Below are 17,993 nucleotides of genomic sequence, written 5' to 3'. Positions count from 1 at the left end.
GTCAGGTTTCTTTCGCGCAGTCGCGCGGCTTGATCTTCTTCTCCGCGGCATACTTCGCGGACACATCGGCGACGAGCGGTTCGATGAGCGATTCGTCAGCCGTGTACCAGTCGGAGATCACTTTCCAACCCTTGCCATCCCATTGCTGGACGCGCCCGTAACGCGCGCCTTCGTGGTCGGAGCAGGAAATGCTGACCGGCTTCAACATTCCCTCAAAGCCGAGCTCCTTGATTCGTGCATCGGTGAGTACGAGGTTCTCAAGGCCCCAACGGACCTGCTCGCCCGTCAGCGGTTGCTTGCCGAATTTTTCTTGCGCCTTGCGGATCGCCTCTACGCCGAGCATGGCATTCGTGATGCCGCGGTTGTAGAGAACTTCGCCGATCTTGCCAGGTTCTGTCGAACCCTTTCCCTTGGCGTAGACGTACTTCTCTATGTCGGCGTGCGCGGGGAATTTTCCTGCGCCGTGCTGAAGCATCAACGATTTGTAACCGCTGGCCTGGTCGCCCGCCGGCGTCACATCCGGCTCCGCGCCTGACCACCAAACACCGATCATCTTGTCGCGCGGATAGGCGACGGCGGCCGCTTCCTTGATTGCCGTGCTGTTCATGACGCCCCAGCCCCAGACCAGGACATAGTCCGGCCGATGCTGGCGGATCGCCAGCCATTGCGACTTCTGCTCGACGCCGGGATGCGTGACGGGAATCGGCGTGAACTCAAAGCCGTACTTCTGCGCCAGCACCTGCAGCATCGGAATTGGCTCTTTGCCATAGGGGCTGTCATGGTACAGCAGCGAAATCTTCTTGCCCTTCAGCTTGTCGAAGCCGCCGAGTTCCTTGGCGACGTGCTGGATCGCGATATCGGCCGCGGACCAATAGGTGCCGAGCAATGGAAAATTATATGCGAACACCGCGCCGTTCTTGGAATCGGCACGGCCATACCCCATCGTAATGATCGGGATCTTGTCAGCCGCGGTCTTTTCAGTGAGTGCGAAGGTGATCCCGGTCGACAGCGGATTGATGAAGGCCGCGCCGGTTGGTCCTTTGCTCTTGAGACGCTCGTAGCACTCCACTCCCTTGTCGGTCGCGTACCCCGTCTCGCATTCCTCGATCATGATCTTGACGCCGTTGATGCCGCCGTCACGTTCATTGATCAGGTTGTAGTAGTCTACCACGCCGTTTGCGTAGGGCGCGCCGTTTACAGCGTACGGTCCGGTCCGGTAGGACAGAATTGGGATGAACTGTTCGTTTTGCGCTGCGGCCGGTGCGCTAAGCGCCGCGCCGGCCAAGGCGGTCGCGAGTATCAGTAACCTGCGTGCAATACTTGCCATATTGATGTCCTCCTTCATAAAGCGCTGTTTCCCGTCCGCGGTACTTCCTTCCTCTTCGTTGTCGGCGGCCGCCATCCGCATTGCGATCAAGGCACGATCGCTCCCTCAATACGGAAACGGCCAAAGTCTGAGCTTCTCCTTGCCGATCGAGATCAGCCGGGCGAAGCCATGGGGTTCCTTGATGAGCAGATAGCAGATCAAGGACCCGAAGATGATGAACTGGAGATGAGTGATCGTTTGCGTCGACAGTGGCAGGCCGAGCTTGGTCGGAATCACATTCAGCATGATTGGCACGATGAGGATGAAAGCTGCTCCGATGAACGAACCCATGATCGAGCCGAGCCCGCCGATGATGACCATGAACAGAAGCTCAAGCGAGCGGTCGATCGAGAACGCAAGCGGCTCCCATGAACCGAGGTAGACGAACGCCCAGAGCGCACCCGCCACCCCGATGATGAACGAAGAGACCGCGAAAGCCGTTAGTTTTGCATAGAGCGGCCTGATGCCGATCAGCTCGGCGGCGATATCCATGTCGCGGATCGCCATCCACTGCCTGCCGAGATTGCCGCGCACGAGATTTTTCGCCAACACCGCCATCACGGTCACGAAGAGCAGGCACAGCAGGTAACGCTCGACCGGCGAGCGAACGACCATACCGAAGAAATCCAGTTCCGGCGCATTCACTGATCCCGACGGGGCGTAGTTGGTGAACCACGGGATCCGCAGGAACGCCCAATCGAAGAAGAATTGCGCGGCGAGCGTTGCGACCGCCAGGTAGAGACCCTTGATCCGCAGACTGGGAATGCCGAACAGGATTCCGGCACCCGCCGCCATGAACCCGCCAAGCAGAATGGATGCCAGCACGGGCAACGGTGGGATCGCGATCGCGAAGCCAAGCCAGGCAAGCGGGATATGAACGCCGGTCGCCAGCTTGTAGGCGGAATAGGCGCCGATGGCCATGAACGCGCCGCTGCCGAGCGAGATCTGGCCGCAATAGCCGACGAGAATGTTTGTCCCGATGGCGGCGAGCGCCAGGATGAGGAAGGGAAGCAGGATGGCCCACAACAGATAGTCGGTGCCGAACGGCCAGATCCGGAAGGTGGCCAGCAGCGGCACGCCAATGAAAGCAATTCCGAGCAAGACAGCGAGGGCAATACGATCCTGCCGGATCGGGAAGATCGCCATATCCTCCGCATAGGTCGCCTTGAACTGGCCGGCTTCGCGATAGAGCACGATGACCTCCTTGCCTCAGACGCGTTCGATGATGCGTTCGCCGAACAGGCCCTGCGGCCGCAAGAGCAGCACCGCCAACGCCAGCACGTAGGCAAACCAATATTCGATGCCGCCGCCGATGGATGGCCCGAGGTATACCTCTGCGAGCTTCTCACCCGCCCCGACAATGAGCCCGCCGACGATCGCTCCGGGAATCGAGGTGAGGCCGCCGATGATCAGGACCGGCAAAGCCTTCAGCGCGAGAAACGTGATGGAGAACTGCACGCCAAGCTTGGTCCCCCACACGGTCGCCGCGACGAGCGCAACGAGGCCGGCAACGAGCCAGACCACGAACCAAATCCAACTGATTGGAATCCCGATCGAGTGCGCGGCTAAATGGTCGTCGGCCACGGCTCTGAGCGCGCGACCGGTCTTGGTACGCTGAAAGAAGACCGCGAGGCCGGCGACCAGGACGCCCGCGATCAATGCGCCCCAGACATCCAGCTTGTTGACCAGAATCCCGCCCGGGAACAGGCCGTCAAACAAGAACCAGGCGTCGGTCGGAAACAGCCGCAACGGGTAGACATCCGATCCGAAGATCATCTCCGCGGCGCCCTCGATGACGAATGTCACGCCGATCGTCGACATGAACAGCGTCAAGCCGTCCTGATTGACCAGAGGTCCGATCACGAACCGCTCGATCAGCCAGGCGGTTGCCGCCATGATCACGGCGGCAAAGCCGATAGCGAGGATGACCGCGACCCAAAGCGGAAGGCCGTTGGCGACCAGGAGGTCGAGGGCGCGAACCAGCGCCAATCCCGCGAGCAACACCATTGCTCCCTGCGCGTAGTTGAATACGCCGGATGCCTTGAAGATCAGCACGAAGCCGAGCGCGACCAGCGAATAGAGCACGCCGGACATCAATCCGCCGATAAGGACCTCGAGAAACTGACCCAGTGCGATCATGGACGCACCTCAATGCGCGACGCCAAGATATGCGTCGATCACGGCTTGACTTCTCTTCACTTCATCAGGCGTGCCGTCGGCGATCTTCACGCCGTGATCAAGCACCGCTACGCGGTCCGACAGATCCATGACCACGGCCATGTCGTGCTCGATCAGGGCAATGGTCGTGCCGTAATGGTTGTTCACATCGATGATGAACCGCGACATGTCCTCCTTCTCCTCCAGGTTCATGCCTGCCATCGGCTCGTCGAGGAGCAGAAGGTCGGGCTCCATCGCCAGGGCGCGACCGAGTTCGACACGCTTCTGCAAGCCGTATGGCAGACGCCCGACCGGTACCTTGCGGATTGTCTCGATCTCCAGGAAGTCGATGATCTCCTCGACCTTGCGCCGATGCTCGATCTCCTCTGTGAGGGCAGGGCCATAACGCAGCAGCTGCCACAACAACCCCCGGCGCACCTTCAAGGTGCGGCCTGCCATGATGTTGTCGAGCGCGCTCATGCCCTTGAACAAGGCGACATTCTGAAAGGTGCGCGCGATGCCGCCGCGCGCCGCCTCGAAGGGTTGCATTTTGGACCGGGTGCTTCCCTTGAAGGTGATGCTGCCATGGTTGGGATGATAGAAACCGTTGACGACGTTCAGCATTGAGGTTTTGCCGGCGCCGTTGGGGCCGATGATGGCGCGAATTTCGCCTTTTCTGACGTTGAACGAGACGTCCCGCAGCGCCTTGACGCCGCCGAAGGCCAGTGCCACGCCCTCGACCTGCAGCAGGATTTCGTTGGCGTTTGGCGCTCTCATGCTGCTCTTCCCAGCGATTCTGCCGGACCGATGATCTGCATGTCGCGAATCTTGACTCGTGCCGCGATCGTGCCCTTCCGGCCATCCTCAAACGTCACTTCCGTGGAAATGTCGGCGTCATGCGCTCCGTTGTAGAGTGCCGTGACCAACGACGCATAGCGTTCGGCAATGAAGCGACGGCGCACTTTCTGCGTGCGGGTCAGCTCGCCGTCATCCGCGTCGAGCTCCTTGTGCAGAATGAGGAAGCGGCGAATCTGGGCGCCCGCGAGCACCGTTTCCCCGGCCAGGGAGCGGTTCACCGCGGCAACGTCCTTGGCGACCATGTCGTAGACCAGCGGATGCCCGGCAAGCTCCTGATAGGACCCGTAGGCGACGTTGTTGCGTTCCGCCCAATTCGCGACCGCGACCGGGTCGATGTTGAGCATGGCGCATACGAACTCTCTCGAGTCGCCGAACGTGATCGCTTCCTTGATATTGGGATAGAACTTCAGCTTGTTCTCAAGGTACTTGGGAGCAAACATCGTGCCGTCAGCCAATCGACCGACGTCCTTCGCACGATCGATGATCTTCAGATGCCCGGTCTTCTCGTCGAAAAAGCCGGCATCGCCGGTCCTGACATATCCATCGGACGTCATCGCTTCCGCGGTCTTTGCCTGATCCTTGAAATATCCGAGGAACATGCCGGGCGAGCGAAACTGCACTTCACCCGATTCCGCGATACGGATGTCGACGTTGGGCGCCGGCGGACCAACCGTATCCGAATAGATCTCGCCATCGGGCTGACACGTTACATAGAGGAACGCTTCGGTTTGGCCGTAGAGCTGTTTCAGGTTCAGTCCGATCGCGCGGTAGAACGCGAACAGATCCGGACCGATAGCTTCACCTCCGGTGTATGCGACGCGCACCTGAGACAGGCCAAGAACGTTCTTGAGAGGCTCGTAGACCAGCCAGCGCCCGAGCGCATAGAGCAATCGGCCTGACAGCGGCACCGGACGTCCCGTCAAGACTTGCTCGCCATACCGCCGTGCGACGTCCAGAAAGTAGCCGAACAATCGCCGCTTGATCGGCGCTGCGTCCTCCATCCGGACCATCAGCCGCGTCAGCATGGCCTCGAAACCGCGTGGCGGGGCCAGGTAGAAGGTTGGTCCTATCTCATGTCGATCCTGCTCGATTGTGTTGCTGCTCTCGGGGCACGCCATGCAGAATCCGGCCACCATGCCTTGCGCATAGCTGACGTAATGATCGCCCGCCCAAGCCAGCGGCAGATAGGCCAGCACCACGTCCTTGTCGGTCAACTTGTCGAACCGCGTGGTGTCGGTTGCGGCATCGATGCAGCCTCGCGCCGACAGCATGACGCCCTTGGGCGCGCCGGTCGTTCCAGAGGTGTAGAGGATGATCGCGATGTCCGAACCGTTGCCGGCCCGAATGGATTCATCGATCCGTTCGCCAAGCGCTGGGTCGGCTGCAAGCGCGGCGCGGCCGTCATTGATGATATCGCCGATTGCGATCAGTCGACCGTGGTCGTAGCCGTCGATTCCGCGCGGTTCGTCGTAGATAATCCTGTTCAGTTGCGGCAGTCGGTCGGACACCGAAAGGACCTTGTCGACTTGCTCCTGGTCCTGCGCAGCGACCAGCGTCGCCTCGGCGTGAGCGAGAACAAAAGCAAGCTCATCAGCCACTGCATCGGAGTAGACTGGAACGGGGATTGCGCGCAGCGTCTGCGCTGCCATCATGGTCCAGTAAAGCTTGGGCCGATTGGAGCCGACTACCGCGATTGTCTCGCCTGGTCGCAAGCCAAGCCGATGCAAGCCGGCAGCGTAGCTACGTATGATTTCGGCAACCTCAGCCCAGGTCCAGCTCTGCCAGATACCAAGATCCTTGTGCCGGAACGCTGGCCGCGTGCCAAATTGTGCCGTGTTTCGCAGCAGCAATTTGGGAAACGTGTCATACGATCCGCCGCCGGCCATGTCGGTCTCGATCCAAAAACCGAAGCGTTGGTTCGCTCCTGTTATGGTGATGCCTGCTCCATTTTTGGGTAGCAGACATGCGAGTGCCGCATGGTCCGAGATTACAGCGAATCGCAAGTCCGACAAGGGCCAGATTGACAGGTCGCGTTTTTGCCGCGGGCGCGCGCGGCAGAGATAGGTCTACCGGCTGCCAATTCGCCGAAGGCGAATCCGGCCGCCACCAGACGGACATTGCGGCGCGAAGACGCTGGTCGGTTCTCAAGAGGTAACCCCAATGCTTCCGGGAGCCTCACGTCCGTCGGGCGGTCCCGGGAAGCGGACCGGAGTCCTGCGCCACCCAGGTGTCGAGGGCGACCGGAAACCGATTGCCGATTTGCTGCGCGGCCGCCCTCGTTGCGACCCATGGAGGGCCGCCTGACCGCTTTGCCGGATGGCGATGTCGGATGAGGCGACTTGACTATGGTCGCTTCGTTTGCCGGTGGCGCGCCGTGACAAACTGCCGCCACACGGGGGCCCTGCGAACCGCCCCCGACATGACAGTATCGCGTTGGCGCTAATGTGCCTGGCAGGACAGCCGTCATTTCAAACAACATTTCAAACAGTGCTGCGCGAAAGAGCAAATCCATCTCCCTTGCGGGGAGCTGAATTGCATGACTACGTGTCCGCCACGAACCAATCACCTCAAGAGGAAATCAACATGTCCCAAGGAAAGCGCATCGTCCTGGCTTCGCGCCCGCACGGCGAGCCCACGTCGGCCAATTTCAGGCTCGAGGACTACACGCCGCCGACGCCGGGCGCGGGCGAGGTGCTGCTGCGCACCATCTGGCTGTCGCTCGATCCCTATATGCGCGGCCGCATGGCCGACGGTCCGTCCTATGCCGCACCGGTGCCGGTCGGCGGCGTGATGGAAGGCGGCACGGTGAGCGAGGTGATCGCCTCCAACAATCCCGGCTTTGCCAAGGGCGATATCGTGCTGTCGCGCGCGGGCTGGCAGACGCATGTGCTGTCCGACGGCAAGGGCCTCGCCAAGATCGATCCGAAGATCGCGCCGATCTCGACCGCGGTCGGCGTGCTCGGCATGCCCGGCATGACCGCCTATACGGGACTGCTCGAAATCGGCAAGCCGCAGGCGGGCGAGACGGTGGTGGTCGCGGCCGCGTCCGGCGCGGTCGGCTCGGCGGTCGGCCAGATCGCCAAGATCAAGGGCGCGCGGGCGATCGGCATTGCCGGCGGCAAGGACAAGTGCGCCTACGTCAAGAACGAGCTCGGCTTCGACGAGTGCCTCGACCATCGCGATCCCAATCTCGCGGCCAAGCTGAAGGAAGCCTGCCCGAAAGGCATCGACGTCTATTTCGAGAATGTCGGCGGCGCGGTGTTCGACGCGGTGTTTCCGCTGCTCAACGCGTTCGCGCGGATCCCGGTCTGCGGCCTGATCGCGCATTACAACGACACCGAAGCGCACGCCCCGAAATGGGCCGGCGCGATGATGCGCAACATCCTGACCAAGCGGCTGACCTTCCGCGGCTTCATCGTCAGCGACTTTGCCGCCATGCATGGCGACTTCCTCCGCGACATGTCGCAGTGGGTGCGCGAGGGCAAGGTCAAGTACAAGGAGTTCGTGACCGAGGGCCTGGACAGCGCGCCGGAGGCCTTCATGGGCCTGCTCAAGGGCGCCAATTTCGGCAAGCAGCTGGTCCGGGTCGGGCCGGACAAGGCCTGAGTTACAGGCCCCGGAAGCTCCCATTCCGCGCAACAAAGTATCAAAAGCGCCATGGCGGGGATTTGGGGGCCTTTTGGTCCCCATTTGCTTGACGGAGACCCGCAGCAGTTGATTCAATATGGCTATATTTCAGGTGTAGCCATGATTTTTGAACTTGTTGTTTTCGGGGTCATTCTCCTCGCCGTCGGCTATTGGGCGACGATGTTCGTCATGGGCCGCCGCGACGACGTCTTGCATGGAAGATTCGTCGAGGAGCAGCCGGACACGACACCGGTCCGCATCATGCCGCACGTACCTCGCGCACGGCCCGCGCCGGCGGCACCACCGCCGCCCGACAAGGACTCGCTGCAGGCGCTGCTCACCGTGATCAAGCAGGACCTGCACGACGCGGCGCGGAGCTGACGCGGCTCAGGCCGCCGGCTCCTTGCCGAGCAGCATCTCCAGGTCGACATCGACCTGGCCCTTCGCCCTGACGTGGCGGACCTCGAAACTGTCGGGCTGGAAGCGGTACTCGACGAGACCAACTTCCTTGATGCCGATCACCTCCTGCCGCGCGTCGGAGATGACGAAGCCGGCCGAGGGCGCCCAGATGTGTCTGACATGCTCGAACGTGTAGTCGCGGCGCTGGTGCACATGGCCGCTGCCGACCAGACGCCAATCGACCTTGCCGAACATCTCGATCAGGCGGCGGCGCGCCGGCTGCGGGACGAAGCGGATCGCGGTCTCGGCGCGCTCGGCATCGTAGGGCAGGTCGAGATAGAGCGGCTTGTGCAGGAACAGCGCGACCGGCCTGCCGACGGCCTTGTCGAGCGCGCCTGCGAGCCAGTCGAACTGCTCGGCCTCGCTGTCGAGACCGGTGTTCATGATCAGCGAATTCAGCCCGATGAAGCACCAGCCGGCGGCGTCGAAATGCCAGCGGTCCTCGCCGAGCACCGAGGTGAAGGCGCCGCGCGTCTCCTCGGTCGGCAGTTGCGTCGGTGGCGCGCCGACCTCGGTCGGATTGTCGCCGATGTCGTGATTGCCCGGCAGATAGAGGCAATCGACCGGCAGCGCGTTGTGCAGCTCCTTGGCGAACGCCAAGTCGTCGCGGCTGGTCGGCCCGTCGAACGAGACGTCGCCAGAGTTGAGCAGGAGATCGGGACGCGTCGCGTCGATGTGCTCGCTGACGCGATGAAAGTTGTCGATGAGCGGCTTGAAGCGGCGCGCGAGATGGGTGTCGGAGATTTGTGTCAGGCGAAATTGGGGCATGCATCGCTCCTTTCGGCCGGAGCATAGGTCGGCGCGAAGTCGGAACGATGACGATTTTGCCGTCTTGTTCGATGTCTCGTTTGAAGCCCTGTTTGATGTGTTGTTTGGTTTTGCGCCTTGGCGGTCGCTGGATCGCCAGTTGCCGCACCGACGCCGGCGAGTCCTGCCGTCACCGTGCCGAGCACGCCGCTGCCCGGGCTGCGCTGTCGAGGATCGGGGTGATGACGCTGATCGCGTCATCCATGAGGGGCTGAAACCGCCATTGGTCCTGGGAGTTGGTCATCCGGGCTCGGGTCACGGTTCAACGGGTTACCGCGCACGCTTCATTGTCTTGGGGGCGAGCGGCGGCTAAGAGGGCGGCAGGGCGCCCGCGGCTGAGGGAGATTTTTGATGTCGGTTCAAATGGTTCTGTTGCCGGTCTTCATCCAGATCGGGCTCGCCTTCGCGCTGTTGTTTGCCATGGCGACGACGCGTACAAGGGCGCTGACGAGCGGCGAGACCAAGATCGCAGACATCGCGCTGCGCGAGCCGAACTGGCCGGCCCAGGCCACCAAGTTCGGCAACTGCTTCGCCAATCAGTTCGAGCTGCCGATCCTGTTCTATGTCCTGATCGCTGTTGCGCTGCCGCTGCGCCGTGCCGATCTGTTCATCGTGCTGATGTCATGGGTGTTCGTGGTGACGCGGTTTGCCCATGCCAGCGTGTTCGTCACCTCCAACGACGTGCGGCCGCGCTCGCTCGCCTGGTTCGCCGGCGCGCTGGTGCTGGCGGCCATGTGGCTGTATTTCGCGCTCAGACTGCTGCTGCTGATCTGATGCGCCCAACCGAAAGAGATCAATGACCCCCGCTGCCCGGCTTTCCGCCGCGATCGAGCTGATCGCCACCATCGACGCACAGCGCATTCCCGCGGCGAAAGCGCTGAAGGAATGGGGCACCGCGCACCGTTATGCCGGCTCCGGCGATCGCGCCGCGATCTCCGGCCTGATCTGGGACGTGCTGCGCCGGCAATCCTCCGCGGCCTATTTGATGGATGACGCCAGCGCCCGGTCGCGCCTGCTCGGCATGCTCAAGCTCGAACGCGGCATGGATATCGCTACGATCCAGGCGCTGTGCGACGGCGGCCGGTTCGCGCCGGATCCGCTGACCGCGACCGAGGAGGCCGCATTGGCCTCGCGCTCGCTCGAGGATGCGCCGGCGCATGTCGCGGGCGACTATCCGGACTGGCTCGACCCGCATCTGGCAAAGGTGTTCGGCGACGACCGCGCGGCGGAAGCGACCGCGATGGCGAGCCGCGCGCCGCTCGATCTGCGCGTCAACACGCTGCGCGGCAAGCGCGAGAAGGTGCTGCCGCGGCTGTCGCATCTCGGCGCCAGGGAAACGCCCTGGTCGCCGCTCGGCCTGCGCATCGAACTCGGCGCCGACGCGCGCAATCCCGGCATCCATGCCGAGGAGGATTTCATCAAGGGCGCCATCGAGGTCCAGGACGAGGGCTCGCAGCTCGCCGCGCTGTTCGCGGCGGCCAAGCCGGGCGAGCAGGTGATCGACCTCTGCGCCGGCGCCGGCGGCAAGACGCTGGCGGTGGCGGCGATGATGCAAGGCAAGGGCCGGCTGATCGCGACCGACAGCGACAAGCGGCAGCTCGCGCCGATCCATGAGCGGCTGTCGCGCGCCGGCGTGCACAATTGCGATGTGCGCACGCCGCGCGGCGAGGAGGAGGTGCTGTCCGACATCAAGGCGTCCGCCGACCTCGTGCTGATCGACGCGCCGTGCACCGGCACCGGGACCTGGCGCCGCAATCCCGACGCCAAATGGCGCATGCGCCCCGGCGCGCTCGAGGTGCGGCTGAAGGATCAGGCCGAGATGCTGGAGCGTGCCGCGCCGCTGGTGAAGGGCGGCGGCCGGATCGCCTACATCACCTGCTCGGTGCTCTCGGAAGAGAACGGCGAGCAGGTCAGGGCCTTCACCGCGCGGCATCCGGAGTTCTCCGTGCAGCCGCCGGAACAGACTGCAGCGGTGCTGTGGGACAAGGCCGAAGCTTTTGCCGAGGCCGCGCTGCAATCGGAGGAGGGCCTGCTGATGACGCCGCGCCGCACCGGTACGGATGGGTTTTTTGTCTCGGTGCTGAAGAAGGCGTGAGGCAATGTCGCTTCCTCCGCCGTCATTGCGAGGAGCGTAGCGACGAAGCAATCCATGGCTCCGCACGTGCGGCACGATGGATTGCTTCGCTTCGCTCGCAATGACGGGTTGAGTACCTACGCTTCGGAGCACACGCCGACCGGTACTGGCGTCTTGCTCACGACGATGACCCAGTACAGCAGCGCGCAGGCGCTGATCGCAGCCCCAAGCACGCAGACGCCGGGCCAGCCGGCGGCCGCATAGGCCATCGTCGAAGCGATCGCGCCAAAACCTGTTCCGATCGAATAGAACACCATGTAGCCGCCGACCAGCCGGCTCGCCGCGTCGGGGCGCGCGGCGACGATCAGGCTCTGGTTGGTGACATGGATCGCCTGCACCGCGAAGTCGATCATCAGCACGCCGGCCACGACCAGCCACAGCGAGGTGTTGAGGCAGGCGATCGGCACCCAGCCGGCGAGCATTAAGAGCAACGACAAGCCGGTGGTGCGCTGCCCCCAGCCGCGGTCGGCGAGCTGGCCGGAATTGCGCGCCGCCAGCGCGCCGGCGAGGCCCGCGATCCCGAACATCCCGATCGTGGTGTGCGACAACGAGAGCGGGGGTGCCGCGAGCGGCAGCACGACCGAGCTCCAGAACACGCTGAAGCTTGCGAAGATCAAAAGCGCGAACACCGCGCGTTCGCGCAGGACCTGCTCCTCGACGAACAGCGCGACCGTCGAGCGCAGCAGCTTTGCGTAGGACGATCCGGCCATCGGCTGCGGTGCATGCCGCGGCAGCGCGCGTGCCAATAGCGCCGCCAGCACCAGCGTCAGCGCGGCCGAGGTGAGGTAGACCACGCGCCAGCCGCCGAGATCGGCCAGCGCGCCGGCGGCAAAACGCGCCAGCAGAATGCCCGAAACCACGCCGCTGGTGACGGTGCCGATGGTGCGGCCGCGGTCGGCCGGCGCGGCCAGCGTCGCGGCGTAGGCGACCAGCACCTGGATCACGACGGCGAGCAGCCCGACCAGCACCATGCCGCCAAGCAGCACCGCGGCGTTCGGTGCGGTGCCGACGATGGTCAGCGCGATCGCCGACAGCACGGTCTGGCCGACGATCAGCCTGCGGCGGTCCCAGAGGTCGCCGAGCGGCACGATCAGCATCAGGCCGAAGGCGTAGCCGACCTGGGTCAGCGTCACGACGCCGCCGATCACCGCCGGCGTGATGGAGAGATCCCGCGCCATGGTGTCGAGCAGCGGCTGCGCGAAATAGATGTTGGCGACGCTCAGCCCGCAGGCGACGGCGAACAACAGCACGACGGCGGGCGACAGAGCGCGAGCCGTGGTGTCGCCGGGCTTGTCGTTTGTCTTGTGATGGCCCTCGGCCGGCCGGGCCTCAGCCATGGTCTGGATCGTCATCTTGCCTCCGCTGCAATTCGCAATCTGGTCTCATCATGAGACCAGTTGCGCCGGACGCTGTCTAGTCCTATTTTAAGACCAGTTCGGAATCGTGATCGAGGGAGGCGGAGCGCGATGAAGCGGACCGCATTTGCAAAAGCGGAATGCCCGGTGGCGCGCGCGCTGGATGCAATCGGCGACTGGTGGTCGCTGTTGATCGTGCGCGACGCGTTCGACGGCCTGCGCCGGTTCGGCGACTTCCAGAAGAATCTCGGCATCGCCAAGGGCATGCTGACGACGCGGCTGCGCACGCTGATCGAACTCGGCGTGCTCGAGCAGGTCGCGGCCTCCGACGGCAGCGCCTATCAGGAATATGTGCTGACCAAGCGAGGCCACGACCTGTTCCCGATCGTGGTTGGTCTCAGGCAATGGGGCGAGGCGCATCTTTACGCGCGCGGCGAGCCGCATTCGGTGCTGCTCGACCAGGCCGGACAGGCGGTCGGGCAACTCGTGCTGCCGTCGAAGAGCGGGCGGCCGCTGGGCTGGGCGGATACCAAGGTGAGGAAGGTCGCGGCGCGGAGGCGGTGAGCGTGGATGCTTTTGCTAACTTCGCCCCCCAAATTCCGGCGTCATCCTGAGGTGCGCGCGGAGCGGTGCGCGAGCAGCGCTCGGCGAGCCTCGAAGGATGGGGATGGAGCCGGGCTGTCGCCCTTCGAGACGGTCGCTTCGCGACCTCCTCAGGGTGACGGGACGGAACAGGGCTACCGCGCGCAGGCCCTCGCCGTTCAATCCACAATGAACAGCGTCGCACGCATCTTCGTCGACGAACGGTGCGCGGCGTCGCCGAAGTCGGAGACCTGGTAACTCATGCCTGATTTCAGCGTGAATTTGCGGCCGTCGCGCAGCTCGGTGTCGAGCTCGCCCTTGACGACATAAAGCACATGGCCGCGATCGCACCAGTGATCGGCGAGATAATCAGGCGAATACTCGACCATCCGCACCCGCAGCTCGCCGATGTTGAGCGTGCGCCACAGCGCTTGCCCGGTTTCGCCGGGATGTACTGAAGGCTCGAGCTTGTTCCAGTCCGTGACGGTGAAGGGCAGGGGCGGGATTTTCATGGGGGTGGTTCCTGATGTCGCGTCTTCCGCTTCTGCATCCTATACGCCGGCGTCATCCTGAGGTGCGCGTCGAGCGGTGCGCAAGCAGCGCTCGGCGAGCCTCGAAGGATGGGATGGAGCCGGGCTGTCGCCCTTCGAGACGGTCGCTTCGCGACCTCCTCAGGGTGACGGATTACTGCATGCGGCAACCTCAACCCACCAGATGGTTCGCCGAGCCCTGCCGGATCTTGCCCTCGGCATCCAGCCGCAGATACTCGCAGATCTTCTTGCCGCGTTCGTTTTGGTAGAACACGACGACGCTGTCGGGCGAGACATAGAGGTCGATCAGCTCGAAATGCAGCTCGGGCAATTTCGCCAGCGCCGCGCTCCAATAGGCCCGCAAGCTCGCCTTGCCGCGCACGGTGCCCGACGCGCCGAAGCCGAGCGCCGGGATCCGGTCCGAGGTCATCTCGGCATCCTCGGAGTACATCGCCAGCACGCGCTCGAGGTCGCGCGCGTTCCAGGCGGCAACCCAGTCGCAGCCGAGGGTTTTGAGGCGCGACGGGTCGTGAAAATCCGGCATTGGTTTCCTCCATGTGGCTCATGGCCAAATTAGGTCAATAATACTGACCTATATCGATTTGTCCATGCCCAAAGAAGAATGTGGGCGCCCCTTCGAGCGCGGTTGCGGGGGCGGGCGCCGTCGCGTATCTGCTTGCCATGACAGCCCAGCACACAGCCCGCGAACCGTCGACGCCCTCCGTGGCCTCGGCGCATGACAAGATTCTGATTGTCGATTTCGGCAGCCAGGTGACGCAACTGATCGCCCGCCGCGTCCGCGAGATGGGCGTCTATTCCGAGATCGTGCCGTTCCAGAAGGCGGAGGCCGCCTTCAAGGAAATGAAGCCGAAGGCGGTGATCCTCTCCGGCGGTCCGGAATCGGTACACGAGACCGGCTCGCCGCGCGCGCCGCAGCTGATCTTCGAATCCGGCGTTCCCGTGCTCGGCATCTGCTACGGCCAGATGACGCTCGCGGCCCAACTCGGCGGCGAGGTCGAGGGCGGGCACCACCGCGAATTCGGCCGCGCCGATGTCGAAGTGAAGACCGACAGCCAGCTGTTCGACGGCATCTGGGGCCACGGCGAGAAGCACCAGGTGTGGATGAGCCATGGCGACCGCATCACAAAAATGCCGCCGGGCTTTTCGGTGGCCGGCACCTCGCCGAACGCGCCGTTCGCGATCATCCAGGACGAGACGCGCAAATATTACGGCCTGATGTTCCATCCCGAGGTGGTGCACACGCCCGATGGCGCCAAGCTGTTGCGCAACTTCGTGCGCAAGGTCGCGGGGCTCACCGGCGACTGGACCATGCGCGCGTTCCGCGAGGAGGCGATCGAGAAGATCCGCGCCCAGGTCGGCAAGGGCAAGGTGATCTGCGGCCTCTCCGGCGGCGTCGATTCCGCCGTTGCTGCGGTGCTGATCCACGAGGCGATCGGCGACCAGCTCACCTGCGTGTTCGTCGATCACGGCCTGCTGCGGCTCGATGAGGCCAAGACCGTCGTCGACCTGTTCCGCAACCACTACAACATCCCGCTGGTCCATGTGGACGCGTCGAAGGAGTTTCTCGGCGAGCTCGAAGGCGTCACCGATCCCGAGGTGAAGCGCAAGACCATCGGGCGCTTGTTCATCGACGTGTTCGAGGCGGAAGCCAAGAAGATCGGCGGCGCCGCGTTCCTGGCGCAGGGCACGCTCTATCCTGATGTGATCGAGAGCGTCTCCTTCACCGGCGGCCCGTCGGTGACCATCAAGTCGCACCACAATGTCGGCGGCCTCCCGGCGCGCATGAACATGAAGCTGGTCGAGCCGCTGCGCGAACTGTTCAAGGACGAGGTGCGCGTGCTCGGCCGCGAGCTCGGCCTGCCCGAAGTGTTCGTCGGCCGCCACCCGTTCCCGGGCCCCGGCCTCGCGATCCGCTGCCCCGGCGACATCACCAGGGAAAAGCTCGACATCCTGCGCAACGCGGATGCCGTCTATATCGACCAGATCCGCAGGCACGGGCTCTATGATGCGATCTGGCAGGCCTTTGCCGTGCTACTGCCGGTGAAGACCGTCGGCGTGATGGGCGACGGCCGCACCTACGAATACGTCGTCGGCCTGCGCGCCGTCACCTCGACCGACGGCATGACCGCGGACTTCTACCAGTTCGACATGAAATTTCTCGGTGAGACTGCCACGCGCATCATCAACGAGGTGAAGGGCGTGAACCGGGTGGTGTACGACGTGACGAGCAAGCCGCCGGGGACGATTGAGTGGGAATGATTTTCGCCCTTCCGGCGGTATCCGAAACTACGCCATAGTACGCTATAACTAACTGAGAAATAATAAAAAATCGTTCTCTTCCTATCGATATCTATCGGTGGGCGGAGATCGGTGATGACGGCCCGCGTGACGGGCCTTGCCCATATTGATCAGCTCCTAAATCACGAGTACCGTCAGGGCAAATGACGTCCTTGACGGTACTTTTTTCGGCCTAAGCTAATGAAAAGACGTATGAATTTCCGACAAGGTACGCCGAAAACCACGTGACGGTACTTTTCGGAGGTGGCGCGGAAATGCTGACAGACGCTGCGATCAAGGCCATGAAGCCGCAGGGCAAGATGTACAAAGTGGCGGACCGGGACGGCATGTACGTTCGGGTCATGCCATCGGGGGCTATCTCTTTTCGCCTCGACTATCGGCTGAACGGGCGACGCGAGACCGTCTACCTCGGGAAGTACGGACGCGATGGGATCTCACTGGCCCGCGCGCGCGAACTCTGCATCGATGCAAGGAGGGCCGTTAGCGAAGGACGTTCACCCGCGATCGAGAAACAGCGCGAGAAGCGACGGATCAAGGAAGCCAAGAGCTTCGGCGAGTTTGGCGAAAAGTGGCTCGTGAATGCGCCGATGGCCGACAGCACGCGGGCAATGAGGCGCTCGATCTTCGAAAGGGAGCTGCTGCCCGTGTGGCGCAATCGGCTCCTCACGGAGATCACGCCCGACGATCTGCGCGCGCATTGCGGGAAGATCGTCGATCGCGGCGCACCCGCGACAGCAATCCATGTGCGGGACATCCTCAAGCAAATCTACGGGTTCGCCATCCTGCATGGTGAGAAGGTCGCAAATCCGGCCGACGATGTCGGGCCGGCATCGATCGCGACCTTCACACCGAAGGAACGCTCGCTATCTCCCACCGAAATCCGAATCATGCTCAGGCAGCTTGAGAACGTCGCCACCCTTCCGACGATTCGGCTAGGCATGAAGCTCTATCTGCTGACGATGGTTCGCAAGAGCGAGCTGCAGGATGCGGTCTGGGAGGAGGTGGATTTCGAGAACGCCGTGTGGACGATCCCGAAAGAGCGCATGAAGCGATCGAAGGCGCACAACGTTTATCTCTCGCGTCAGACGCTCGATATCATGATTGCGCTCAAGACCTGTGCCGGCAGCTCACGATACCTGCTGCCTTCCAGATACGACGCCGATGCACCGATGTCGCGCGCGACGTTCAACCGCGTGACCTATGCGGTCGTTGAGCAGGCCAAGAAGGAGGGGCTGCCACTGGAGCCGTTTACCGTGCACGACCTGCGCCGAACCGGCTCGACGTTGCTCAACGAATTGGGCTTCAACAGCGACTGGATCGAGAAGTGCTTGGCACATGAAGATGGCCGTTCGTCGCGCGGTGTATACAACAAGGCAGAGTACGAGGCCCAACGTCGCCACATGATGCAGGAGTGGTCCGACATCGTGGATGCGTGGGTTGAAGGCCGTAAGCACACGCCCGTTCTCTTGCCACCGGCTATGCCGTTGATGGAGCTTGATCCCGCACTTTAAGCGGTCAAGCGACATGCTCCGCATGAAACGATTCCGGCCTGTAAATACGACAGTCAGGGGAATGGAGCCAAAGCCGCGGCAAGCTGGCCCTAAGCGCACTCCAGACGTGGAGCAGTTCAGAGGCGCTACAGTCGGCGTCCAAGTTAAACCCGCCGAAAGGTGCCGGATCGACGTCGAATAGCGTCATCCCCAGCGTGATGTGCGCTCCACCCTTGTCCGTCCATCGTGCCCTCCATTCCCACCACCCCGGCGTGGCTGCGTGGGTGAGTTGCACTTGGGGGATCCGCA

General features: G+C 63.2%; 16 protein-coding genes. 7 read left to right on the top strand and 9 right to left on the bottom strand.

Annotated features, from left to right (window positions below; all coding sequences use genetic code 11):
* Position 1: 1 nt before the first annotated feature.
* The 5 genes from QJT82_RS12715 to QJT82_RS12695 form a co-directional block, all read right to left on the bottom strand.
* Entirely contained in the window at positions 2 to 1,327 is a 1,326-nt protein-coding gene (locus QJT82_RS12715) for an ABC transporter substrate-binding protein (RefSeq protein ID WP_035634094.1), read from the bottom strand.
* Between the two features lie 105 nt (positions 1,328 to 1,432).
* Positions 1,433 to 2,560: a branched-chain amino acid ABC transporter permease gene (locus tag QJT82_RS12710; protein WP_028344680.1), complete on the bottom strand. Its 1,128-nt coding sequence runs from the start codon at positions 2,558 to 2,560 to the stop codon at positions 1,433 to 1,435.
* A gap of 15 nt (positions 2,561 to 2,575) precedes the next feature.
* Positions 2,576 to 3,505, bottom strand: coding sequence for a branched-chain amino acid ABC transporter permease (locus QJT82_RS12705; protein WP_080687025.1), 930 nt, complete (start codon positions 3,503 to 3,505; stop codon positions 2,576 to 2,578).
* A 9-nt stretch (positions 3,506 to 3,514) separates the two neighbouring features.
* On the bottom strand, positions 3,515 to 4,300 hold the full coding sequence (locus QJT82_RS12700) for an ABC transporter ATP-binding protein (protein ID WP_028344682.1): 786 nt from the start codon (positions 4,298 to 4,300) through the stop codon (positions 3,515 to 3,517).
* Complete coding sequence (locus tag QJT82_RS12695) at positions 4,297 to 6,267, bottom strand: AMP-binding protein (protein ID WP_028344683.1); 1,971 nt, start codon at positions 6,265 to 6,267, stop codon at positions 4,297 to 4,299. Before QJT82_RS12695 ends, QJT82_RS12700 begins: the two co-directional genes overlap by 4 nt.
* Before the next feature lie 697 nt (positions 6,268 to 6,964).
* Between QJT82_RS12695 and QJT82_RS12690 the strand changes: the two genes are divergently transcribed.
* Both QJT82_RS12690 and QJT82_RS12685 read left to right on the top strand, forming a co-directional pair.
* Positions 6,965 to 7,987 carry an NADP-dependent oxidoreductase gene (locus QJT82_RS12690; RefSeq protein WP_028344684.1) on the top strand — a complete coding sequence of 341 codons (1,023 nt, stop codon included), beginning with the start codon at positions 6,965 to 6,967 and terminating at the stop codon, positions 7,985 to 7,987.
* A gap of 141 nt (positions 7,988 to 8,128) precedes the next feature.
* Positions 8,129 to 8,389: a hypothetical protein gene (locus tag QJT82_RS12685; protein ID WP_028344685.1), complete on the top strand. Its 261-nt coding sequence runs from the start codon at positions 8,129 to 8,131 to the stop codon at positions 8,387 to 8,389.
* Positions 8,390 to 8,395: 6 nt separating this feature from the next.
* Here the strand turns inward: QJT82_RS12685 and QJT82_RS12680 are convergent, their stop codons facing one another.
* The gene (locus QJT82_RS12680; RefSeq protein ID WP_028344686.1) at positions 8,396 to 9,235 is read right to left on the bottom strand and encodes a metallophosphoesterase; all 840 of its coding nucleotides are present in this window, start codon (positions 9,233 to 9,235) and stop codon (positions 8,396 to 8,398) included.
* 390 nt (positions 9,236 to 9,625) lie between these two features.
* Between QJT82_RS12680 and QJT82_RS12675 the strand changes: the two genes are divergently transcribed.
* Together QJT82_RS12675 and QJT82_RS12670 are read left to right on the top strand one after the other, a co-directional pair.
* On the top strand, positions 9,626 to 10,048 hold the full coding sequence (locus QJT82_RS12675) for an MAPEG family protein (RefSeq protein WP_028344687.1): 423 nt from the start codon (positions 9,626 to 9,628) through the stop codon (positions 10,046 to 10,048).
* A gap of 22 nt (positions 10,049 to 10,070) precedes the next feature.
* On the top strand, positions 10,071 to 11,369 hold the full coding sequence (locus tag QJT82_RS12670; RefSeq protein WP_028344688.1) for an RsmB/NOP family class I SAM-dependent RNA methyltransferase: 1,299 nt from the start codon (positions 10,071 to 10,073) through the stop codon (positions 11,367 to 11,369).
* A gap of 116 nt (positions 11,370 to 11,485) precedes the next feature.
* On the opposite strand, the gene QJT82_RS12665 is transcribed toward QJT82_RS12670, so the two are convergent.
* Positions 11,486 to 12,760: an MFS transporter gene (locus tag QJT82_RS12665; protein WP_080687027.1), complete on the bottom strand. Its 1,275-nt coding sequence runs from the start codon at positions 12,758 to 12,760 to the stop codon at positions 11,486 to 11,488.
* A 114-nt stretch (positions 12,761 to 12,874) separates the two neighbouring features.
* Here QJT82_RS12665 and QJT82_RS12660 point away from each other — a divergent pair, with 114 nt between their 5' ends.
* Positions 12,875 to 13,327, top strand: coding sequence for a helix-turn-helix domain-containing protein (locus tag QJT82_RS12660; protein WP_028344690.1), 453 nt, complete (start codon positions 12,875 to 12,877; stop codon positions 13,325 to 13,327).
* A 197-nt stretch (positions 13,328 to 13,524) separates the two neighbouring features.
* Here QJT82_RS12660 and QJT82_RS12655 read toward each other — a convergent pair whose 3' ends face one another.
* On the bottom strand, positions 13,525 to 13,857 hold the full coding sequence (locus QJT82_RS12655; protein WP_028344691.1) for a DHCW motif cupin fold protein: 333 nt from the start codon (positions 13,855 to 13,857) through the stop codon (positions 13,525 to 13,527).
* 190 nt (positions 13,858 to 14,047) lie between these two features.
* Positions 14,048 to 14,419, bottom strand: coding sequence for a nuclear transport factor 2 family protein (locus QJT82_RS12650; protein WP_028344692.1), 372 nt, complete (start codon positions 14,417 to 14,419; stop codon positions 14,048 to 14,050).
* Between the two features lie 137 nt (positions 14,420 to 14,556).
* Here QJT82_RS12650 and guaA point away from each other — a divergent pair, with 137 nt between their 5' ends.
* Both guaA and QJT82_RS12640 read left to right on the top strand, forming a co-directional pair.
* The gene (guaA, locus tag QJT82_RS12645) at positions 14,557 to 16,155 is read left to right on the top strand and encodes a glutamine-hydrolyzing GMP synthase (protein WP_028344693.1); all 1,599 of its coding nucleotides are present in this window, start codon (positions 14,557 to 14,559) and stop codon (positions 16,153 to 16,155) included.
* Between the two features lie 293 nt (positions 16,156 to 16,448).
* On the top strand, positions 16,449 to 17,705 hold the full coding sequence (locus QJT82_RS12640; protein WP_264641901.1) for a site-specific integrase: 1,257 nt from the start codon (positions 16,449 to 16,451) through the stop codon (positions 17,703 to 17,705).
* The last annotated feature ends 288 nt before the right edge of the window (positions 17,706 to 17,993 follow it).

Source organism: Bradyrhizobium sp. Mp19 (assembly GCF_029952935.1).
In the GTDB taxonomy this organism is placed as follows: domain Bacteria; phylum Pseudomonadota; class Alphaproteobacteria; order Rhizobiales; family Xanthobacteraceae; genus Bradyrhizobium; species Bradyrhizobium elkanii.
Note: the sequence above shows the minus strand (reverse complement) of the source record. Positions and strands in the feature narration are given on the sequence as shown.